General features: G+C 61.6%; 15 protein-coding genes. 9 read left to right on the forward strand and 6 right to left on the reverse strand.

All coding sequences use genetic code 11. The annotated features are described in order from the left end of the window. Positions 1-18 precede the first annotated feature (18 nt). Positions 19-1,206 (forward strand): molybdopterin molybdotransferase MoeA, encoded by a 1,188-nt coding sequence (locus tag IEC33019_RS03725; protein WP_099594131.1) that lies wholly within the window; start codon positions 19-21, stop codon positions 1,204-1,206. Here the strand turns inward: IEC33019_RS03725 and IEC33019_RS03730 are convergent. Next, positions 1,195-2,442, reverse strand: coding sequence for a glycosyltransferase family 4 protein (locus IEC33019_RS03730; protein ID WP_070093482.1), 1,248 nt, complete (start codon positions 2,440-2,442; stop codon positions 1,195-1,197). The two genes, IEC33019_RS03725 and IEC33019_RS03730, sit on opposite strands and share 12 nt — an antisense overlap. 183 nt (positions 2,443-2,625) lie before the next feature. On the opposite strand from IEC33019_RS03730, the gene yegS reads away from it, so the two are divergent. Beyond that, positions 2,626-3,513: a lipid kinase YegS gene (gene yegS, locus IEC33019_RS03735; RefSeq protein WP_070093481.1), complete on the forward strand. Its 888-nt coding sequence runs from the start codon at positions 2,626-2,628 to the stop codon at positions 3,511-3,513. On the opposite strand, the gene IEC33019_RS03740 is transcribed toward yegS, so the two are convergent. The 3 genes from IEC33019_RS03740 to IEC33019_RS03750 all read right to left on the reverse strand — a co-directional run bounded on the left by IEC33019_RS03740 (position 3,497) and on the right by IEC33019_RS03750 (position 5,922). Continuing rightward, the gene (locus IEC33019_RS03740) at positions 3,497-4,156 is read right to left on the reverse strand and encodes a response regulator (RefSeq protein WP_070093480.1); all 660 of its coding nucleotides are present in this window, start codon (positions 4,154-4,156) and stop codon (positions 3,497-3,499) included. The genes yegS and IEC33019_RS03740 overlap by 17 nt on opposite strands. Next, positions 4,146-5,042: a sensor histidine kinase gene (locus IEC33019_RS03745; RefSeq protein ID WP_070093479.1), complete on the reverse strand. Its 897-nt coding sequence runs from the start codon at positions 5,040-5,042 to the stop codon at positions 4,146-4,148. The genes IEC33019_RS03740 and IEC33019_RS03745 overlap by 11 nt, the downstream gene beginning before the upstream one ends. A gap of 367 nt (positions 5,043-5,409) precedes the next feature. Next, entirely contained in the window at positions 5,410-5,922 is a 513-nt protein-coding gene (locus tag IEC33019_RS03750; protein WP_081337489.1) for a histidine kinase, read from the reverse strand. A 350-nt stretch (positions 5,923-6,272) separates the two neighbouring features. Between IEC33019_RS03750 and IEC33019_RS03755 the strand changes: the two genes are divergently transcribed. Both IEC33019_RS03755 and IEC33019_RS03760 read left to right on the forward strand, forming a co-directional pair. Beyond that, positions 6,273-7,208, forward strand: coding sequence for a chemotaxis protein (locus IEC33019_RS03755; RefSeq protein WP_070093477.1), 936 nt, complete (start codon positions 6,273-6,275; stop codon positions 7,206-7,208). 58 nt (positions 7,209-7,266) lie between these two features. Beyond that, positions 7,267-8,070 carry an MOSC domain-containing protein gene (locus IEC33019_RS03760; protein WP_070093476.1) on the forward strand — a complete coding sequence of 268 codons (804 nt, stop codon included), beginning with the start codon at positions 7,267-7,269 and terminating at the stop codon, positions 8,068-8,070. 865 nt (positions 8,071-8,935) lie between these two features. Here the strand turns inward: IEC33019_RS03760 and IEC33019_RS03765 are convergent. Continuing rightward, entirely contained in the window at positions 8,936-10,864 is a 1,929-nt protein-coding gene (locus tag IEC33019_RS03765) for a transglycosylase SLT domain-containing protein (protein ID WP_070093475.1), read from the reverse strand. Positions 10,865-11,086: 222 nt separating this feature from the next. Between IEC33019_RS03765 and IEC33019_RS03770 the strand changes: the two genes are divergently transcribed. Beyond that, positions 11,087-13,021: an ATP-binding cassette domain-containing protein gene (locus tag IEC33019_RS03770; RefSeq protein WP_070093474.1), complete on the forward strand. Its 1,935-nt coding sequence runs from the start codon at positions 11,087-11,089 to the stop codon at positions 13,019-13,021. Between the two features lie 111 nt (positions 13,022-13,132). Here IEC33019_RS03770 and IEC33019_RS03775 read toward each other — a convergent pair whose 3' ends face one another. Beyond that, the gene (locus IEC33019_RS03775) at positions 13,133-13,576 is read right to left on the reverse strand and encodes a universal stress protein (protein ID WP_070093473.1); all 444 of its coding nucleotides are present in this window, start codon (positions 13,574-13,576) and stop codon (positions 13,133-13,135) included. Between the two features lie 108 nt (positions 13,577-13,684). On the opposite strand from IEC33019_RS03775, the gene IEC33019_RS03780 reads away from it, so the two are divergent. The 4 genes from IEC33019_RS03780 to IEC33019_RS03795 all read left to right on the forward strand — a co-directional run bounded on the left by IEC33019_RS03780 (position 13,685) and on the right by IEC33019_RS03795 (position 18,210). Then, a complete protein-coding gene (locus IEC33019_RS03780; RefSeq protein ID WP_070093472.1) occupies positions 13,685-14,122 on the forward strand; it encodes a hypothetical protein in 438 nt (145 codons plus the stop codon). Positions 14,123-14,525: 403 nt separating this feature from the next. Next, positions 14,526-16,673: a fatty acid oxidation complex subunit alpha FadB gene (gene fadB, locus IEC33019_RS03785; RefSeq protein ID WP_070093471.1), complete on the forward strand. Its 2,148-nt coding sequence runs from the start codon at positions 14,526-14,528 to the stop codon at positions 16,671-16,673. Positions 16,674-16,704: 31 nt separating this feature from the next. Next, the gene (gene fadA / locus IEC33019_RS03790; protein WP_070093470.1) at positions 16,705-17,880 is read left to right on the forward strand and encodes an acetyl-CoA C-acyltransferase FadA; all 1,176 of its coding nucleotides are present in this window, start codon (positions 16,705-16,707) and stop codon (positions 17,878-17,880) included. A gap of 78 nt (positions 17,881-17,958) precedes the next feature. Next, entirely contained in the window at positions 17,959-18,210 is a 252-nt protein-coding gene (locus IEC33019_RS03795) for a DUF1653 domain-containing protein (RefSeq protein ID WP_070093469.1), read from the forward strand.

An 18,210-nucleotide genomic window follows, 5' to 3' on the forward strand; every position in this document is an offset into this window, starting at 1 on the left:
AAGCAGCCACGGCCTTTGATGCCGGTTGAAGAGGCCCTGGAGCGCTTGCTGGCGCTGGCCGAGGCCGCCCCGATCAAAGACAGCGAAGAAGTGACGCTGGCCGAGGCCGAAGGCCGTGTGCTGGCTCGCGACCTGGTGGCGAGCCTGGACCTGCCGCCTTGGCCGAACAGTGCCATGGACGGCTATGCCTTGCGCGTGGCTGACTGGCAGGGCGAACCTTTGCCGGTGAGCCAGCGCATCTTTGCCGGCCATGCCCCAGCGCCGCTTCAGCCGGGCACCTGCGCACGGATCTTTACCGGGGCGCCATTGCCCGAGGGTGCCGATTGCGTGGAAATGCAGGAAAACGCCGAGGTCCTGGAGGACGGTCGGGTGCGTTTGCTCGAGCCGCTCAAGGTCGGTCAGAACGTACGCCCGCAAGGGCAGGAGACCCGCGTCGGCGAACAGGTGATGGCCGCTGGCACGCGCCTGGGGCCGATCGAGCTGGGACTGGCGGCGACCCTGGGGCATGCTCGCCTCGAGGTGGTGCGCAAGGTCCGTGTTGCCGTGCTATCCACTGGCGACGAGTTGGTGGAACCGGGGCTGGCACTGGGCCCGGGGCAGATCTACAACAGCAACCGACGCCTGTTGGTCAGCTGGTTGCAACGCCTGGGGTGCGAAGTACTGGACGTTGGGATTCTCGCCGATGACCTGCAACGTACCCGTGACTGCCTGGCCGGTCTGGGCGAGGTCGACCTGATTCTTTCCACAGGCGGTGTCTCGGTAGGTGAGGCTGATTACCTCGGTATGGCCTTGCGCGAGGCCGGCGAACTCGCTTTGTGGAAGTTGGCGATCAAACCAGGCAAACCCCTGACATTCGGGCACTTCCGTGGTGTGCCGGTGATCGGCCTGCCGGGTAATCCGGCCTCGACGCTGGTGACCTTCGCCTTGCTGACCCGTCCTTACCTGTTGCGTCGCCAGGGCGTCGAGCAGGTAGCGCCCCTGCGTTTTCCCGTTCCGGCGGGTTTCGAGTGGACCAAACCCGGCAGCCGGCGCGAGTACCTGCGTGCACGCATCGAAGAGGGCAAGGTACGGATCTACAAGAACCAGAGTTCCGGCGTGCTGCGCAGCGCAGCCTGGGCCGAAGGGCTGGTGGAAGTGCGCGAGGGCACCACGGTGCGTGAAGGCGACAGCGTGGCGTTCATCCCCTTCAGCGAACTACTTGGCTGACCGGCCGAGCCACGCATTGTCCAGGGGCGAGGCGTCCGCCGGCCCCAGTTGGCTCAGGCGCATGTGCACGTTGGTCAGTTGTTGCGCCGCCACGCTCCAGTCGTGGCGCTGGCGCGCGAACTTTCGGCCTGCCTCGCTCAACTGACACATGCGCCAGGGCTGGTTGAGCAGTTGGGTGATCAACAGCGCCAGTTGGCCGCTGTCGTCGCTGCCCAGATAGTGCTCGCCATTGTTGGCTGCCAGGCCTGATACGCCCTTGCTGGTGGTAATGACCGGCAGGCCGGCGGCCATGGCTTCAAGGATCTTCACCTTGGAGCCGCCCGCGTAGCGCAGCGGTGCGAAGAACAGCGCCGAGCGCCGCTGCAGCTCACGCAGGTCCGGGCGGTAGCCGACCCATTCGATGCGCGGGTCGTTCCAGTGCAGTTTCCAGCTCGCTGGCAGGGCATGCCCGGCAATGGCCAGACGCACGGCCGGATTGCTCATCCAGACTTGCGGCAGGATTTCTTCGAGTGCCCATTCGATGGCTTCGAGGTTGGCGCCGTACTCGAAGTTGCCAACGAACAACAGGCGCTGGCTGTGGTAGGCGGGGTGCACGTCCTGGTAGTAGTCACAGTCCACCCCATTGACCACCACGTTCACGGGCCGTCCGCTGATCTGACCGATCAGCTCGGCGTCATGGGGACTCACGGCAACCACTTCGCTGGGCTGACGTAGCACGCGTTGCTCCCACCGCCGATAGCGCCAGCGATCGAAGGCATTGAGAGGGCGTAGCCACAGCGGCAAGCGGTCGTGACAGGCCGCACCCATCACCGATTCCAGATTATGCTCGCAGAGCACAAAGGGTAGGCGTCGGGCCTGCAGGGCTTTTTCGAAGGGCTGGAAGCTGTAGCTGTGTTCGATTTGGATGATGTCCCAAGGCTCGTCCAGCAGTTGCTCGAAGCGATGGCGCAGGCAAGGCGCCAAACCATTGATGATGGCGCGCATGGGGTAATCGATGATGGGTGAGGCCAGCAGGTTGAGCGGGCTGTGCAGCGGGCGCCTGGGCAGGACGATCAAGCGTTCGACCACCGCTTCCAGCGCTTGCCGGGCGGCGTCGCCAAGCGGGACTTTGGACTGCGCCAACAAGGTGATCCGGTGGCCCTGGCGCGTCAATTCGCGCAGAAGGTGGTATTGCCGGGTCTTGCTGCCGCTGGTGGTGGGCCAGGGCAGGTAGGGCAGTGTCCAAAGTATACGCATGGCCCCGCTACCTCGTAGTCGGCTGGTATGGTCGGTCCGCTGTATGGCAGAAGCTTAGTCAATAAAATGGCCTGCTAGCCGTGCAGATGGTCCGATAGCCAAGTATCTGGCGAATGGTGTGTGCAGCAATTGGTCTTCGCCGGTGGTCGAGATTGAAAACCGTAGCTTTCAGGGAGAGGCGTGATGGACGAACGCAAGGCAATGTTGATCCTGCATGGCAAGCAAGCCATGAACGACGAGGTGCGCAGCGCCGTGGGCGCGCTGCGCGAGCGCGGATGGACGTTGGATGTGCGCCTGACCTGGGAGGCTGGCGATGCTCAGCGATTGGTCACCGAGGCGTTGGCCGCAGGCGTGCGACAGATTGTGGCTGGCGGTGGAGACGGCACCCTGAGGGATGTGGCCGAGGCCATGGCGCATGCCCCAGGGGGGGCGAGCCTTGCACTGCTGCCCCTGGGCACAGCCAACGATTTCGCCAAGGCCGCAGGCGTACCCCTGGAGCCTGCGGCCGCCCTGGATTTACTGGAGCAGCCGGCGCGGCCAGTGGATCTGGGCAAGGTGGGTGATCAGTTGTTTCTCAACATGGCCACTGGCGGCTTCGGCAGCCAGGTCACGGCCAATACGTCCGAGGACTTGAAAAAAGTACTGGGCGCTGCCGCTTACCTGTTCACCGGCCTGTCTCGCTTCAGTGAGCTGCAGGCGGCCTCCGTGGAGCTTCAGGGGCCGGAGTTTCATTGGCAGGGCCAACTGCTGGCGCTGGGTATCGGCAATGGTCGCCAGGCGGGCGGTGGGCATGTGCTGTGCCCGGACGCGTGGGTGGACGATGGCTTGCTGGACATCGGCATTCTGCCTGCCCCCCAGGAAATGGTCGGGGCCTTGCGCGATTTGCTTGCAGGGGAGGAGTTGTTCGTTCGAGCACGTCTGCCTTGGGTCGAGATCAAGAGCTCCCAGGGGTTGGACATCAACCTCGACGGTGAGCCATTACAGGCCGACAGTCTGCGCTTCGAGGCGTGTCCGGCGGCATTGCGCCTGCATTTGCCCGCGGACTCGCCCTTGCTCAGTCGTCCAGGCTGATGATCTTCTCGCGTACGGCGAACAGCACCAGGCCGGCCACGTCATAGATCTGCAGGCGTTTCATGATCTGCGAGCGATGGGTCTCGACGGTCTTGATCGACAGGCCAAGGCCGTTGGCGATTTCCCGGGTGGATTTGCCACGTACGATCAGGCGCAGGATTTCCAGCTGGCGAGCGGTCAGGTTGTGGCGGTCGCTAGCCGTTTGCTTGCTGTCCTGGGCATGCAATAGCGCCTGGTTGATGACGGTATGGGCGATCGCCGGACTCAGGTAACGCTCATTGTTGCGCAAGGCAGCCAAGGCCTGTCCCAGTTCGTTGGCTGTGGTGTCCTTGAGCAGGTAGCCATGGGCACCGCTTTGTAGGGCGCGCATGATCAGGTCCGGGTCGGTGTGCATGGAGAGGATCAGCACCTTGCACACGAAACCGTTTGCGCGCAGTTGGCCGAGGGCATCCAGTCCGCTGGTCGAGCGCATGGATATATCCAGTAGGACGATGTCCGGCGCCAGGCGCTGGACCATTTCCAGCAACTGGCTGCCATCATCGGCTTCGCCCACCACGCAATACCCAGGGATATCGCTCACCAAGGCGCGGACGCCTGCGCGGATCAGCGAATGGTCGTCCACCAACAGCAATCTACAGGTCATGGGAAGTGGAAGTCCTGGCGCGCTCTTCGGTGCGCGGTGGCCATGGGAACAGGGCATCGATGCGGGTCCCTTGACCCGGTTGGCTTGAGACGCAGAGGGTGCCCTGCAGGGCCGCCGCGCGTTCCAGCATCCCCGCCATGCCCCGTTGTCCGGCCTCGGCAGGGTCGACGGCAGGTTCGAAGCCCTGGCCGTCATCCTGGATCGACAGGCTCAGGCCCGCGGGCGTACGGCGCAGGCTGATCGTGAGATTGCGTGCATTGGCGTGACGCAGCATGTTGGTCACCGCTTCCTGGGTGATCCGAAAGGCGGCCATGGAAACCGCTTCGCCAATACCGCCAAGGCGCTGGTGGCACTCCAGGCTCCAGTGCACGTCGCTGCTCTCCAGCGTGCGCACCAGATGGGCCCGCAGACTGGCCTCGAGCCCCAGGCTTGCCAATTGACGTGGGTTGAGAATCGCAGAGACATCTCTGACATTGCTCAAAGTGCTTTCAAGGGTCTTGCGCAGGGTCTGACAGTGCGCTTGAAGCTCTGTCGGGATGCGCCGTTGCAGCCAGTCGAGCTGAAGCTTTGCGGCAGTGAGCGATTGGCCGATGTCGTCATGCAGTTCGCGGCTCAGGCGCTGGCGCTCGCCTTCCTGGACCTTGAGCATGCGGTCGGCCAGCTCCGCTGGGCGCAGACTGATCGATCTGGCCCATTGGCGCCAATGCCAGAGGACCCCGATTACGGCGGCCAGTTGCACCGATAGCAGGCTCGCGGGGAGGGGGACGGCGCGCAGGGTAAACGTCAGGTTGGCGAGCAGTGATCCCACGCACAGCAACCCGGTCGCCCAGCGCAGCAAGGTGGCGCGGGAGCGGCAATGCTGAGGGAGTTTCAAGCGTGGAAGCATAGATAGAAAAGCCACTGAATTGTTGCTGTTGGAGGCCTTGCATGGGACTGATCAGAGGCTTTGGCGTCCTGCTTTCAAGCAATTACCGACGACGGTTCACTCAATTGAACAATACCTGCGACGCGTGCATTCAAGTGCGTGCATGGTATCACTTCAGGTTGTTTTGGTCGCGGTGACCGACTGCCTGAAACCTCAGGTTTTTCGGGGCTATGCCGTGGCATTACCCGGCTCGATGAATGTCAAAATGCCATTATTCATCGAAATGGTTTTTCTTCAAGTACAACTAATGCACTCATATCCGTTAGAGCGTTTTGGGAACTAAGGAAACTAGGCGCTTGTATGTTAGTTGGTTGTTCGTTGCGAGCGCTCAGTGCCGGTGGCGGGGCACGATGGTGGATGAGCCAACAAGAGCATGAGACAAGTGAGAGTGGGTGCACAGTTCGCCGCGCGTCTGGCATGGCCCGCACAGTTCCGGCAGTGGTTGCCCCAGGGCATTCGCCAGTTCTTCGAGCAGCAGGGACTGCTCCGCGTTATCCAGGTTCAAGCGGCCTGTCGAGATGTCCACCAACTCCAGTTGCCAGGCCAATAGATTCATGCAGGCATGCAACGTGGCCAATGCCTTCTGGCCCAGGTGTTGTCGCTGGCAGACCGGCGCGAGCAATTGCTGGAGCGCGGCGGTGTAGTGGGCGACTTCGAGCAGCCCAAGCGCATCCGCACGGCGGGCAAGAGTGTCGAGTGTCTCGTTCAGGCATTGGCATGCATCGGGATCGTTGTCGATCAGTTCCAGGTGCTGAAGGCATTCCTGGGACTTGGTCAGCCACACTTGTGCATCCAGCAGGAAATCCTGCAGGGCTCCGTTGTTCAGTGGTGCGCTGTCCATTATGAAACGCCTGCGCACAGGGCAGGATCTGCGCTTGGCAACACCGAGACCGTCGCTAGCAAAAGCCTGACTCCATTCATGCATTGAGAATGGCGTCACATTAATGGCTAATGGATACGGGGAACATCAGGTCACACCCGATTGCTACTAGGGGATTCCCTGATGTGTGTCGGATGAATGGCCTGTTGGCGGTGAATATGTCTACACGAGGCGTGGCGTCAGTAAAGCATGATGGTAAAGTGATATCAAATGTCGGTGATGCAATTTCCCTGAGGGGTCAAGCTGCGCGCGGATCCGCCGATACAAGGCAGATGAATTCACATTCCTGACTCAAGCCTGGGGGTTTTCCAATGGCTGGCATTCTCGATACGGTCGATCAACGCACACAATTGGTGGGTGAGAACCGCCTGGAAATCCTCATGTTCCGGCTGGCGGGGCGTCAGTTGTTCGCCATCAACGTGTTCAAGGTCCAAGAAGTGCTGCAACTGCCGAAGCTGACCTTGATGCCGCAGCGCCACGCTTTCGTGTGTGGGGTTGTCAATCTGCGCGGCCAGACACTGCCAGTGATCGACCTCTCCCAGGCGATTGGCATGCGGCCGCTGCAGCCTGGTCCGAACAGCACCATCATCGTTACCGAGTACAACCGCTCGGTACAGGCGTTTTTGGTGGGTGGGGTCGACCGCATCGTCAACATGAACTGGGAAGCCATCATGCCGCCGCCATCCAGCGCCGGGCGCCAGCACTATCTGACCGCGATCACCAAGGTCGATGAGCAGTTGGTAGAGGTGATCGATGTGGAAAAGGTTCTGGCCGAGATCGTGCCTTACAACACTCGCGTTTCGCGGGACAAGCTCGATGATCCGGTCCTGGCGCGTGCCCGTGGGCGTGAAGTGTTGTTGGTGGACGATTCCAGCGTGGCCCTGGTGCAGTTGCGCGAGACCTTGTCTCAGTTGGGCATGAAGTTGCACGTGGCAAGCGATGGCCTCAAGGCCTTGCGCATGCTCAAGGGGTGGGCGGATGCCGGGGAGGATGTTTGCGAGAAGTTGCTGATGGTATTTACCGACGCGGAAATGCCCGAAATGGATGGGTACCGACTGACCACCGAAATCCGTGGTGACGCGCGCTTGCGAGGGCTTTACGTGGTGCTGCATACCTCCCTCTCGGGCAGTTTCAACGAGTCCATGGTGAAGAAGGTGGGTTGTGACAACTTCCTTTCCAAGTTCCAGCCTGACCGCCTGGTGGATGTGGTGCGACAGCGCCTGATGCTGGATCACGCTACAGCCTAGTGGCCTGCCGTGGCCGGGTATAAGCTTGACATTTTCGACTGGCACGAGGCGGGCAGGGATGTTTTTGAGCGCGTTGTATCGATACCCGGTGAAATCGGGGCAGGCCCAGAGCCTGCCGGACTCGCCGGTCGACCTTCTGGGATTGCAGGGTGACCGGCGCTGGATGGTGGTGGAGCAGGACAATGGACGCTTCCTCACCCAGCGCGCCTGGCCTGGTCTGGGGCAGATCAACGCCAACTATGACGAGCACGGGCAATTGCTGCTCAAGGCCCCAGGACAGGCGCCGTTGGCCGTGCCCGTGCCCGGGGCGGATGACGACCTGCGTGGTGTGACCATCTGGCGTGACACCCTGCGAGTGCCGGATGCCGGGGATGCTGCCGCCGCCTGGTTGAGCGAACTGCTCGGCAAGTCGGTACGACTGGTGCATTGCCCAGAGCAGCGGGCACGGTATCTACCCAATGGCTATGGCCTGAACAGCGACCGGGCGGCGTTTCCGGACGGATTTCCGTTGTTGCTGATCGGGCAAGGGTCGCTGGACGAACTGAGCCGGCGGGTCGGGCGCCCTATGGAAATGCTGCGGTTTCGGCCGAATCTGGTGGTGGAAGGGGCTGCACCGTTTGCCGAGGATGGCTGGAAGCGCATTCGTATTGGCGACCTGACCTTCCGGGTGCTCAAGCCTAGCGTGCGGTGCATCTTGACCACGCTTGACCCTGCCACTGGGGAACGCAGTGCGGATCGTGAGCCTTTGACGACGCTGAAGACATTTCGGGAGAAGGAGGGGGATGTGCTGTTTGGGCAGAACCTGGCGGTCGATGGTCCTGGGACGTTGCGGGTTGGGATGGCGGTCGAGGTGATCGAGTAATACGTTGTGGCTGGCCTGGCTGGTTTGTGGTTTGAGGTTTGTGGGTTTATCCGTTTGCTTGGGTGACGCTGAGTCACCTTTGCGCCCTCACGGCGGGTCACTTTGGTCTTGGCTAAAGTAACCAAAGCCGCTGCGCCCCCCGCATACGGCCCGGCGCTTGACACCGGGTCCCCTCGCTGTGGTGTCTTACGGGGCCTCGCGGCCTCCGGCTGGCTGCGCCAGCCTCCATCTCGCACGCCGAAGGGCGTTACGCGCCTGCACCTCCAGGCACCTCCGCTCGGCCTGCTGATGGGGCGCAAGTTACAGGCGGCGTCTGGGCTGGCGTTGTTTTTTCAGTGAGGTGGGTGTTGAGTTTTCCGGCCATTCGCGGGTAAACCCGCTCCCACAGGTACAGCGTCGTTCTCAAGGACAGCGGTGAGCCTGTGGGCGGGTTTACCCGCGAATAGGCCGGCAGAAACAACAAATTAATTAGCTTGTTTGCCGTTGCCGTTGCCGTTGCCGTTGCCGTTGCCGTTGCTTTTGATGCGCGATAGTCCAGGCGCCACCAATCGCGACCTCAGGAGGCCGAGTGTAGGTGTCTGGAGGGGCAGGCGCGCAGCGCCCTTCGGCGTAGCCGAAGTCGCGAGATGGAGGCTGGCGCAGCCAGCCGGAGGCCGCGAAGCCTGAAAGGCACCGGAGCGGAGGGAACCCCGGAGCGCAGCGCAGGGGCCGTATGTGGGAGCAAGACGGCTTTGGTTACTTTGGCCAAGACCAAAGTGACCCGCCGTGAAGGCGGAAAGCGCCAGTGGCGCCCCCACCCAAAATGGATATTCACACTATCTGTAAGCCCAAGCCCAAGCCCAAGCCCAAGCCCAAGCCCAAGCCCTCACATATCGTCAAAATACCGCTCATGCCAATCTACCAACGGCTGCGGCGAATTCAGCTTCTGCCCATAGATCACCGAATAAGACAACACGTTCTGCACATATTGCCGCGTCTCGTCGAACGGGATCGACTCCACCCATACATCGAAGCTCAGGTGCTTGGCTCCCTTGAGCCACTGCCGTACCCGCCCAGGACCTGCGTTGTACGCCGCCGAGGCCAAGACCCGGTTGCCGTTGAACTGCCCATGCACCTGACTCAGGTAGGCCGCACCCAGCTGAATGTTCTTGTCCGGATTGAGCACCTGCGAAGGTGAGGCCAGCGGAATGTTGAACTTGCGCGCTGTCTCTTTGGCCGTCGCCGGCATCAGCTGCATCAGGCCACTGGCCCCTACGCTGGAGCGGGCATCTTCCATGAAGGCGCTTTCCTGGCGGGTAATGGCAAACACCCAGCTCGAATGCAGCCCGCGTACCTTGGCTTCGCGCACCAGCGTGTCGCGATGGGCCATGGGGAAGCGGATGTCCAGATCATCCCAGTACTGGGCCTGGCTGATAGTACGGATCGCCGGGAAGTACCAGCGCAGGTCATAGGCCAGGCGGGCCTGGGCGACCATCTCGTCGCGGTTGAAGTGGCGGCTGACGTGGTACCACTCACGACGACCCTCGACGATCTGACCACGAGCATGGAATTCCAGGGCGCGACGCACGCCTGGGGTGTTACGCACCTTGTTGATCAACTGCTGGCTCAGCATCAATGGCTTGTTGTTGAGCTGATAGGGCGTTTGTGCGCGGTCGGCGGCGAGAAAACCGTAGAAATCACGCTCGCGGGCCACTGTCTTGTACAGCAGCGGGATCTGCGGGTTGTTCGGCTGCGCCAGTTCCAGGCTACGCGCTTGCCAGTAACGCCAGCGGTTACTGCTGGCCAGGTCCTGTGGCAGGCGCTTGGTCAGCTCGTAGGCATCTTCCCAGCGACCCAGGCGCAACAGCAGGCGCAGGCGCCACTCGCTGACAGTGTTGTCGCGTAGCTCGGGGTCGTAACGGGTCATCAGGTCCAGGGCGCGAGGGTCATAGCGGCGCGCCAGGGTCAGGCCGATCTCGCGGGCGATGGCGACCTTCTCGTCGCGGGAGAAGTGCATGCGCTGGGCGTAGTCGTCGAGCAGTGACATGGCCCGCTCAGGGTCCTGACGAGCCAGACGGCGCAAGCCCAGGCTGACCACATCGGACATGGCCTCGTTGACGGGAGTGAAGCGGGAAGGCTGATTGAGCAGTTCAGGCTTTTGCGCCACCTCGATCAGCAGTCGGCCCTGGGGGGCGAGGGTGGTCAGCGTCTTGACCAGGTTGTTGGCCAGGCTGTAATTGCGTGCCTGGGCCGCGAGCTTGGCCCGCTGCCAGCGTTTGGCTTCGGTCAATTGGCCTTCGGCCGCCCACAGACCGAACAGGGTGTCGCAGGCCGCAGGTTGTGACTTGCCGACGTTCCACAACTTTTCGGCACTGGCAAAACCTTCCGCGCGCAGGCCATGGGTCAGCTGGTATTGGCCGTTCAGGCAGTCCAGTTCGGTGAAATTGAGCTTGGGGTCATAGTACTTGACGAAGGTGTTCCATTCGCCGCGCTCGGCCAGCCAGCGCAGCCAGCGCAGTTTCATCCAATTGGCTTGGGGCAGGTCGCCATGCTGGGCGAGAAAGCTTTCGATTTCTTCATTGCTGGCGCTCTTGAGGCGAGCGGTGAGCTCGTCGTAGGCCAGGTAAGGAGTCAGCGGATAGTCGCGAAGCGCATTGGCATAGCGCAGGTAGGGCCCCTTGTCGCCCTTGGCCAGGGCACGCTTGGCCTCGTCATAGTATTGACGTTGCTGGGTGATATCGATGGCTTGTGCCGCGCTCGCGGTGGTGGCGGTGAGCAGCAGGCAGGAAACGAGTTGGAGCAGGCGGCTGCGCATGAGACGTCCGGGCAAGTGAACCAAGGAAAAAGTGACGGCGAAGCCAGCACTGTTGGGATCTATTGCCTTAGCTTAGCCGTTTGCCGGTAGAGGGTGAAAGCACTGTGCTTGTATCCAATCATTATCTTCGACCGGATGTCGCAAAGCCTGTCGGGTACGGTCTAGCTGATGCCGGGAAGGGGCAAGTCAGGTAGAATGCGCGCCCGGTTTTTGGAGATGACTATGACCCTGCTCAAATTCAGCGATGTGTCCCTTGCGTTCGGCGCCATGCCGCTACTGGACAAGGTGTCCTGGCAGATCGCGCGTGGCGAGCGGGTGTGCATCATCGGCCGTAACGGCACCGGCAAATCGAGCATGCTGCGGCTGGTCAAGGGCGAGCAGAAGCCTGACGACGGCGAGATTTGGCGTGCCCCAGGCCTGAAGATCGGCGAACTGCCGCAAGAACTGCCGGTTGCCGACGAGCGTACGGTGTTCGACGTGGTGGCCGAAGGCCTGGACGGCGTCGGCGCGCTGCTGGCCGAGTATCACCACCTGAGCCAGAACATCCAGGGCGATGCCGACCTTGAGAAGCTGATGCACGTCCAGCATGAGCTCGAAGCCCGCGATGGCTGGCGCCTGCAGCAGGTGGTGGAAAGCACCCTGAGCCGCCTGCAACTGCCCGCAGACAAGACCCTCGCCGAGCTGTCCGGTGGTTGGCGTCGGCGTGTGTTGCTGGCCCAGGCACTGGTATCCGAGCCAGACCTGTTGCTGCTCGATGAGCCGACCAACCACCTGGACATCGGTGCCATCGCCTGGCTCGAAGAGGCCCTGAGCGGCTTCAACGGCGCCGTGCTGTTCATCACTCACGACCGTTCCTTCCTGCAGAATCTGGCTACCCGCATCCTGGAACTGGATCGCGGCGGCCTGATCGACTGGAACGGCGATTACGCAAGCTTCCTGGTGCACAAGGAGGCCATGCTGGCTGCCGAGGAAACCGCCAACGCGCTGTTCGACAAGCGCCTGGCTCAGGAAGAGGTGTGGATTCGCCAGGGCATCAAGGCCCGACGTACCCGCAACGAAGGCCGCGTGCGTGCCCTGAAGGCCTTGCGCGTGGAGCGTGGGGAGCGTCGCGAGCGCCAGGGTAAGGCGAACATTCAGATCGAGGTTGCGGACAAGTCCGGCAAGCAGGTCATGATGCTGGAGAATGTCAGCTTCGCGCATGCCGATGGCCCGGCGCTGGTCAAGAACTTCTCCATGGTCCTGCAGCGCGAGGACCGCATCGGTCTGCTGGGTGCCAACGGTACCGGCAAGACCACATTGCTCAAGCTGATGCTGGGCGATCTGGAGCCCACCTCGGGCAAGGTCGAGCGCGGTACCAAGCTGGAGGTCGCCTACTTCGACCAGTTGCGCCATCAACTGGACCTGGAGAAGACGGTCATCGATAACCTCGCCGAAGGGCGGGACTTCATCGAGATCGACGGCCAGAACCGCCACGTGCTCAGCTATCTGGGCGACTTCCTGTTCAGCCCACAGCGTGCCCGTACGCCGGTCAAGGCGTTGTCCGGAGGCGAGCGGGCGCGGCTGTTGCTGGCCAAGCTGTTCAGCAAGCCGGCCAACCTGCTGGTGCTGGACGAGCCGACCAACGACCTCGATGTGGAAACCCTCGAACTGCTCGAGGAAGTGCTCTCCAACTTCAAGGGCACCGTGCTCATGGTCAGCCATGACCGGGCGTTCCTCGACAATGTGGTGACCAGCACCCTGGTGTTCGAGGGCGAAGGTCGAGTGCGTGAATACGTCGGTGGCTATGAAGACTGGATTCGCCAAGGTGGCTCGCCCAAGCTGCTTGGCGTGGCCGAGAGCAAGGGCGGCAAGGCCGAGCTGGGCAGCGCCGTGGTGGAGAAGCCTGTCGAGCAGGCAGCACCTGTGGCGAGCGTATCGGTGGCTGCGGCGGATCCTGCGAAGAAGAAGTTGAGCTACAAGCTGCAGCGCGAGCTCGAGGCTCTGCCTGGACAAATCGATGAACTGGAACAGCGCATGGCCACGGTGCAGGAAGAGGTCAATGCCCCGGGCTTCTACCAGCGCCCGATCGACGAGACCTCAGCGGTGCTGGCCAAACTTGAACAGATGCAGGGCGAGCTGGATACGCTGGTCGAGCGTTGGGCAGAGCTGGAAGGGTAAGGCCGGCTCAAGCCGTCCGCGGAGCGCCTTGCGCATCAACGGGTTTCGCCAGCTCCCTTGGCTGGAAGCTGGCGAAACCTGTGATGGATTGTTGCGCGGCTTGGGGTGCGTTCAGCTTTCTTTCTTCTGCAGGCGCACCGCGAGCACGTCACAAGGCGCGCCGTGCAGCACATCGTTTGCAGTAGAGCCAAGCAACAAGGCCAGGCCGTGGCGGCCATGACTGCCGACCACGATCAGGTCGCAGTTCTGGTCCTTGGCCAGTTGATGGATTTCCTGGCGTGGCTGGCCGTAGGTCAGGTGCGAATCGCCACGGTTGATGCTCGGGTACTTGTTGAACAGGCGCTCCATGCGCTCCTTGGCCTGATCGAACTGTTGTTGCTGCAATTGCGACAGGTCCATCGGCACGTCGCCACCAAAGGCCATGGCCATGGGTTCGACGATGTGCACCAGCGAAACCTTGGCCCCAGTCGGTTCGGCGAGCTTCATGGCGCGCTTGATCACCGGGTCGCATTCTTCGGTCAGGTCGACAGCAACCAGAAGATGTTCGTAGGACATGGTGGTACTCCTGACATTTGCGATAGTAGAAGTATGGTCGCTTTCGGGCCGAGTGCCGAGAAACCTGGCTAACCGGCTCATTTGCAACGCTTTATGGAATCTACAGATATGACGGTATTGCTGGTGGTGTCAATCCTTGCGCTGATTCTAAGTCCCATGGCGTGGCTTCGCCCTTCGCGAAAACAGAGCGAGCAGATGAACCTGCGCCTGGAAGGCCGGCGCATGGGGTTGGCGATGCAGCTGGCGCCTCAGCAGTGGCCCCATTGGCTGGAAAAAGAGCCTCCCAGCCCTTGTCCGCAGTACCATCGCGCCCGTCGCAGGGGTAGCGACGATACGTGGAGTTACTGGCAAATCACGCCAGGGGTCTGGTGGAACCAGTGGCGCGAGCCCTGCGAAGATCCACGGCTGAGCGAGGCCTTTGCGCGCCTGCCGGCAACGGTCTACAAAATCGAGGCCGACAGCCGCATGCTGGCTTTGTACTGGAGCGAGCGGGGCGACAAGTCTGTTTTGCAGGATATTGCCCAAGTGCTCGACACCCTCGCCTGACCTCTACCTCCCCAGGGCCGCTTTCGCGGCCCCGCTGGCGCCATAAACCACTTTTTGACCTTGAACTCCCGCTTACACAGGTGCATTCCTGGGGTATTGGCCGTCTATCTTCCTGCTGAATGTGTGGCAATCACTGTCATCATGTTTCATGCCCGTGCGATGCAAAATGACTGGAAAGTCGCGTTTTAAGGGTGCTTTCGAGCATTTGACAACGCCGATCTTTTCGGTGAATGTGTGCATACCCAAATCAAACGGGCGTATGAATTGAGCGTTTGTATGTCAGATCGCTCGTACAGAATCCCGACTATCGCGCTGACGGGTGTGCCTGGAAAGAAGGCTTAGTCGGCCTTCGCACCAGCGATCGGCGTGTACAGTTCAGCTTCCATATCGTGGAGATCAGTTGATGATTTACGAAGGTAAAGCCATCACGGTTAAGGCTCTTGAAAGTGGCATCGTCGAACTGAAGTTCGATCTCAAGGGTGAGTCCGTCAACAAGTTCAACCGCCTGACCCTGGAAGAACTGCGCCAGGCCGTGGACGCCATCAAGGCCGACGCCGCCATCAAAGGCGTGATCGTCAGCAGCGGCAAGGACGTGTTCATCGTCGGCGCCGACATCACCGAATTCGTCGACAACTTCAAGCTGCCCGAGGCCGAGCTGGTCGCCGGCAACCTGCAAGCCAACCGCATCTTCAACGACTTCGAAGACCTCGACGTGCCGACCGTAGCTGCCATCAACGGCATCGCCCTGGGCGGTGGTCTGGAAATGTGCCTGGCGGCCGACTACCGCGTCATGTCCTCGAACGCCAAGATCGGCCTGCCGGAAGTCAAACTGGGCATCTACCCAGGCTTCGGTGGCACCGTGCGGCTGCCGCGCCTGATCGGTTCGGATAACGCCATCGAGTGGATCGCCTCCGGTAAGGAAAACCGTGCCGAGGACGCACTCAAAGTCGGCGCCGTCGATGCCGTGGTTGCCCCCGAACTGCTGCAGAGCGCTGCTCTGGACTTGGTCAAGCGCGCCATCAGTGGTGAGCTGGACCACAAGGCCAAGCGTCAGCCAAAGCTTGAAAAGCTCAAGCTCAACGCCATTGAACAAATGATGGCCTTCGAGACGGCCAAGGGCTTCGTCGCCGGTCAGGCCGGCCCGAACTACCCGGCACCGGTCGAAGCCATCAAGACCATCCAGAAAGCCGCCAATTTCGGTCGCGACAAGGCCCTGGAAGTCGAGGCCGCAGGCTTTGCCAAGCTGGCCCGCACCTCGGTTGCCGAGAGTCTGATCGGCCTGTTCCTCAATGATCAGGAACTCAAGCGCAAGGCCAAGGCGTACGACGAGATCGCGCGCGACGTGAAGCAGGCCGCCGTGCTCGGCGCCGGCATCATGGGGGGCGGCATCGCCTATCAGTCCGCTGTCAAGGGCACGCCGATCCTGATGAAGGACATCCGCGAGGAAGCCATTCAGTTGGGCTTGAACGAAGCCTCCAAGCTGCTCGGCAAGCGCGTCGAGAAGGGGCGTATGACCCCAGCGAAGATGGCCGAGGCACTCAACGCCATTCGCCCGGCTCTGTCCTACGGTGATTTCGGCAATGTCGATATCGTCGTCGAGGCGGTGGTCGAGAATCCGAAGGTCAAACAGGCAGTCCTGGCGGAAGTGGAAGGGCAGGTCAAAGAGGATGCGATTCTCGCCTCCAACACCTCGACCATTTCCATCAACCTGCTGGCCAAGGCCCTCAAGCGCCCCGAGAACTTCGTCGGCATGCACTTCTTCAACCCGGTGCACATGATGCCGCTGGTGGAAGTCATCCGTGGCGAGAAATCCAGTGAAGTGGCGGTCGCCACCACCGTCGCCTACGCCAAGAAAATGGGCAAGAACCCAATCGTGGTCAACGACTGCCCGGGCTTCTTGGTCAACCGCGTGCTGTTCCCGTACTTCGGCGGTTTCGCCAAGCTGGTGAGCGCCGGTGTCGACTTCGTGCGCATTGACAAGGTGATGGAAAAGTTCGGTTGGCCGATGGGCCCGGCCTATCTGATGGACGTGGTCGGCATCGACACCGGCCACCACGGTCGAGATGTCATGGCAGAGGGCTTCCCGGACCGCATGAAGGACGATCGTCGCTCCGCCGTCGACGCCCTGTACGAGGCCAATCGCCTGGGCCAGAAGAATGGCAAGGGCTTCTACGCCTACGAAACCGACAAGCGCGGAAAGCCGAAGAAGGTCGCCGATGCCTCGGTGCTGGATGTGCTCAAACCGGTGGTCTTCGAGCAGCGTGAAGTAACCGACGAGGACATCATCAACTGGATGATGATCCCGCTTTGCCTGGAGACCGTCCGCTGCTTGGAAGATGGCATCGTCGAGACCGCGGCCGAGGCCGATATGGGCCTGGTATACGGCATTGGCTTCCCTCCCTTCCGTGGTGGCGCGCTGCGTTACATCGATTCGATCGGGGTCGCTGAGTTCGTTGCCCTGGCCGACCAGTATGCCGATCTGGGGCCGCTGTACCACCCGACCGCGAAGCTGCGCGAAATGGCCAAGAACGGCCAGCGCTTCTTCAACTGAGCGCCCAACGAGTTAGAGCGAGAGTATTGATATGAGCCTGAATCCAAGAGACGTGGTGATTGTCGACTTCGGTCGCACGCCGATGGGTCGTTCCAAAGGCGGCATGCACCGTAACACCCGTGCCGAGGATATGTCCGCGCACCTGATCAGCAAGCTGCTGGAGCGCAACGACAAGGTCGATCCGAAAGAAGTCGAGGACGTGATCTGGGGGTGCGTCAACCAGACCCTGGAGCAGGGCTGGAACATTGCCCGCATGGCGTCGTTGATGACCCCGATCCCACACACCTCCGCTGCCCAGACCGTCAGCCGGCTGTGCGGCTCGTCGATGAGCGCGCTGCACACCGCCGCCCAGGCGATCATGACTGGCAACGGTGATGTGTTCGTCGTCGGTGGTGTCGAGCACATGGGCCACGTCAGCATGATGCACGGCGTGGACCCCAACCCGCACCTGTCCCTGCATGCCGCCAAGGCGTCGGGCATGATGGGCCTGACCGCGGAAATGCTCGGCAAGATGCACGGCATCACCCGTGAGCAGCAAGACCTGTTTGGCCTGCGTTCGCACCAGCTTGCCCACCAGGCGACGGTCGAGGGCAACTTCAAGGATGAGATCATCCCGATGCAGGGCTATGACGAGAACGGTTTCCTGAAGGTCTTCGATTACGATGAGACCATTCGCCCGGAAACTACCCTCGAAGGCCTGGCGTCGCTCAAGCCGGCGTTCAACCCCAAAGGGGGCACCGTCACCGCTGGTACTTCGTCGCAAATCACCGATGGCGCTTCGTGCATGATCGTCATGTCCGGCCAGCGTGCCATGGACCTGGGGATCCAGCCTCTGGCGGTTCTGCGCTCGATGGCGGTGGCCGGGGTCGACCCGGCGATCATGGGCTACGGGCCGGTGCCCGCGACCCAGAAGGCCCTCAAGCGCGCCGGCCTGACGATGGCCGACATCGACTTCATCGAACTCAACGAAGCGTTCGCGGCGCAGGCCTTGCCCGTGCTCAAGGACTTGAAAGTGCTCGACAAGATGGATGAGAAGGTTAACCTGCACGGCGGCGCCATCGCATTGGGCCACCCGTTCGGTTGCTCAGGGGCACGGATTTCCGGCACTCTGCTCAACGTCATGAAGCAAAAGGGTGGCACCCTCGGCGTTGCCACCATGTGCATCGGCCTGGGCCAAGGCATCACCACTGTCTTCGAGCGCGTCTGATCGCGGCGCTGACAGCGACCGGGGCCTTGTGCCCCGGTTTTTGTTTTTTACAGGATTTGTTTCAAGAGGGTGGGCGACATGCAGATACAGCCAGGCGTATACCGGCATTACAAAGGGCCGGAGTACCGTGTGCTGGGCGTTGCACATCACACGGAAACCGATGAGTTGCTGGTGATCTACCAGTTGCTTTACGGTGATTTCGGCTTGGGCGCCCGGCCGCTGGCGATGTTCCATGACACGGTCGAGGTTGACGGCGAGCAAGTGCCACGCTTTGCTTTGGTCAGGGCCGAGGAGGGGATGCTCAAGCATCCCGATACGGCAAGCGACTGA

This window comes from Pseudomonas putida (assembly GCF_002741075.1).
Taxonomy (GTDB): domain Bacteria; phylum Pseudomonadota; class Gammaproteobacteria; order Pseudomonadales; family Pseudomonadaceae; genus Aquipseudomonas; species Aquipseudomonas putida_T.

What these genes read in the sequence shown, in the direction of transcription:
- IEC33019_RS03725 (WP_099594131.1), top strand. Translation starts at nt 19, where the DNA reads ATGCCGGTTGAAGAGGCCCTGGAGCGCTTGCTGGCGCTGGCCGAGGCC.
- IEC33019_RS03730 (WP_070093482.1), bottom strand. Translation starts at nt 2,442, where the DNA reads ATGCGTATACTTTGGACACTGCCCTACCTGCCCTGGCCCACCACCAGC.
- yegS (WP_070093481.1), top strand. Translation starts at nt 2,626, where the DNA reads ATGGACGAACGCAAGGCAATGTTGATCCTGCATGGCAAGCAAGCCATG.
- IEC33019_RS03740 (WP_070093480.1), bottom strand. Translation starts at nt 4,156, where the DNA reads ATGACCTGTAGATTGCTGTTGGTGGACGACCATTCGCTGATCCGCGCA.
- IEC33019_RS03745 (WP_070093479.1), bottom strand. Translation starts at nt 5,042, where the DNA reads ATGCTTCCACGCTTGAAACTCCCTCAGCATTGCCGCTCCCGCGCCACC.
- IEC33019_RS03750 (WP_081337489.1), bottom strand. Translation starts at nt 5,922, where the DNA reads ATGGACAGCGCACCACTGAACAACGGAGCCCTGCAGGATTTCCTGCTG.
- IEC33019_RS03755 (WP_070093477.1), top strand. Translation starts at nt 6,273, where the DNA reads ATGGCTGGCATTCTCGATACGGTCGATCAACGCACACAATTGGTGGGT.
- IEC33019_RS03760 (WP_070093476.1), top strand. Translation starts at nt 7,267, where the DNA reads ATGTTTTTGAGCGCGTTGTATCGATACCCGGTGAAATCGGGGCAGGCC.
- IEC33019_RS03765 (WP_070093475.1), bottom strand. Translation starts at nt 10,864, where the DNA reads ATGCGCAGCCGCCTGCTCCAACTCGTTTCCTGCCTGCTGCTCACCGCC.
- IEC33019_RS03770 (WP_070093474.1), top strand. Translation starts at nt 11,087, where the DNA reads ATGACCCTGCTCAAATTCAGCGATGTGTCCCTTGCGTTCGGCGCCATG.
- IEC33019_RS03775 (WP_070093473.1), bottom strand. Translation starts at nt 13,576, where the DNA reads ATGTCCTACGAACATCTTCTGGTTGCTGTCGACCTGACCGAAGAATGC.
- IEC33019_RS03780 (WP_070093472.1), top strand. Translation starts at nt 13,685, where the DNA reads ATGACGGTATTGCTGGTGGTGTCAATCCTTGCGCTGATTCTAAGTCCC.
- fadB (WP_070093471.1), top strand. Translation starts at nt 14,526, where the DNA reads ATGATTTACGAAGGTAAAGCCATCACGGTTAAGGCTCTTGAAAGTGGC.
- fadA (WP_070093470.1), top strand. Translation starts at nt 16,705, where the DNA reads ATGAGCCTGAATCCAAGAGACGTGGTGATTGTCGACTTCGGTCGCACG.
- IEC33019_RS03795 (WP_070093469.1), top strand. Translation starts at nt 17,959, where the DNA reads ATGCAGATACAGCCAGGCGTATACCGGCATTACAAAGGGCCGGAGTAC.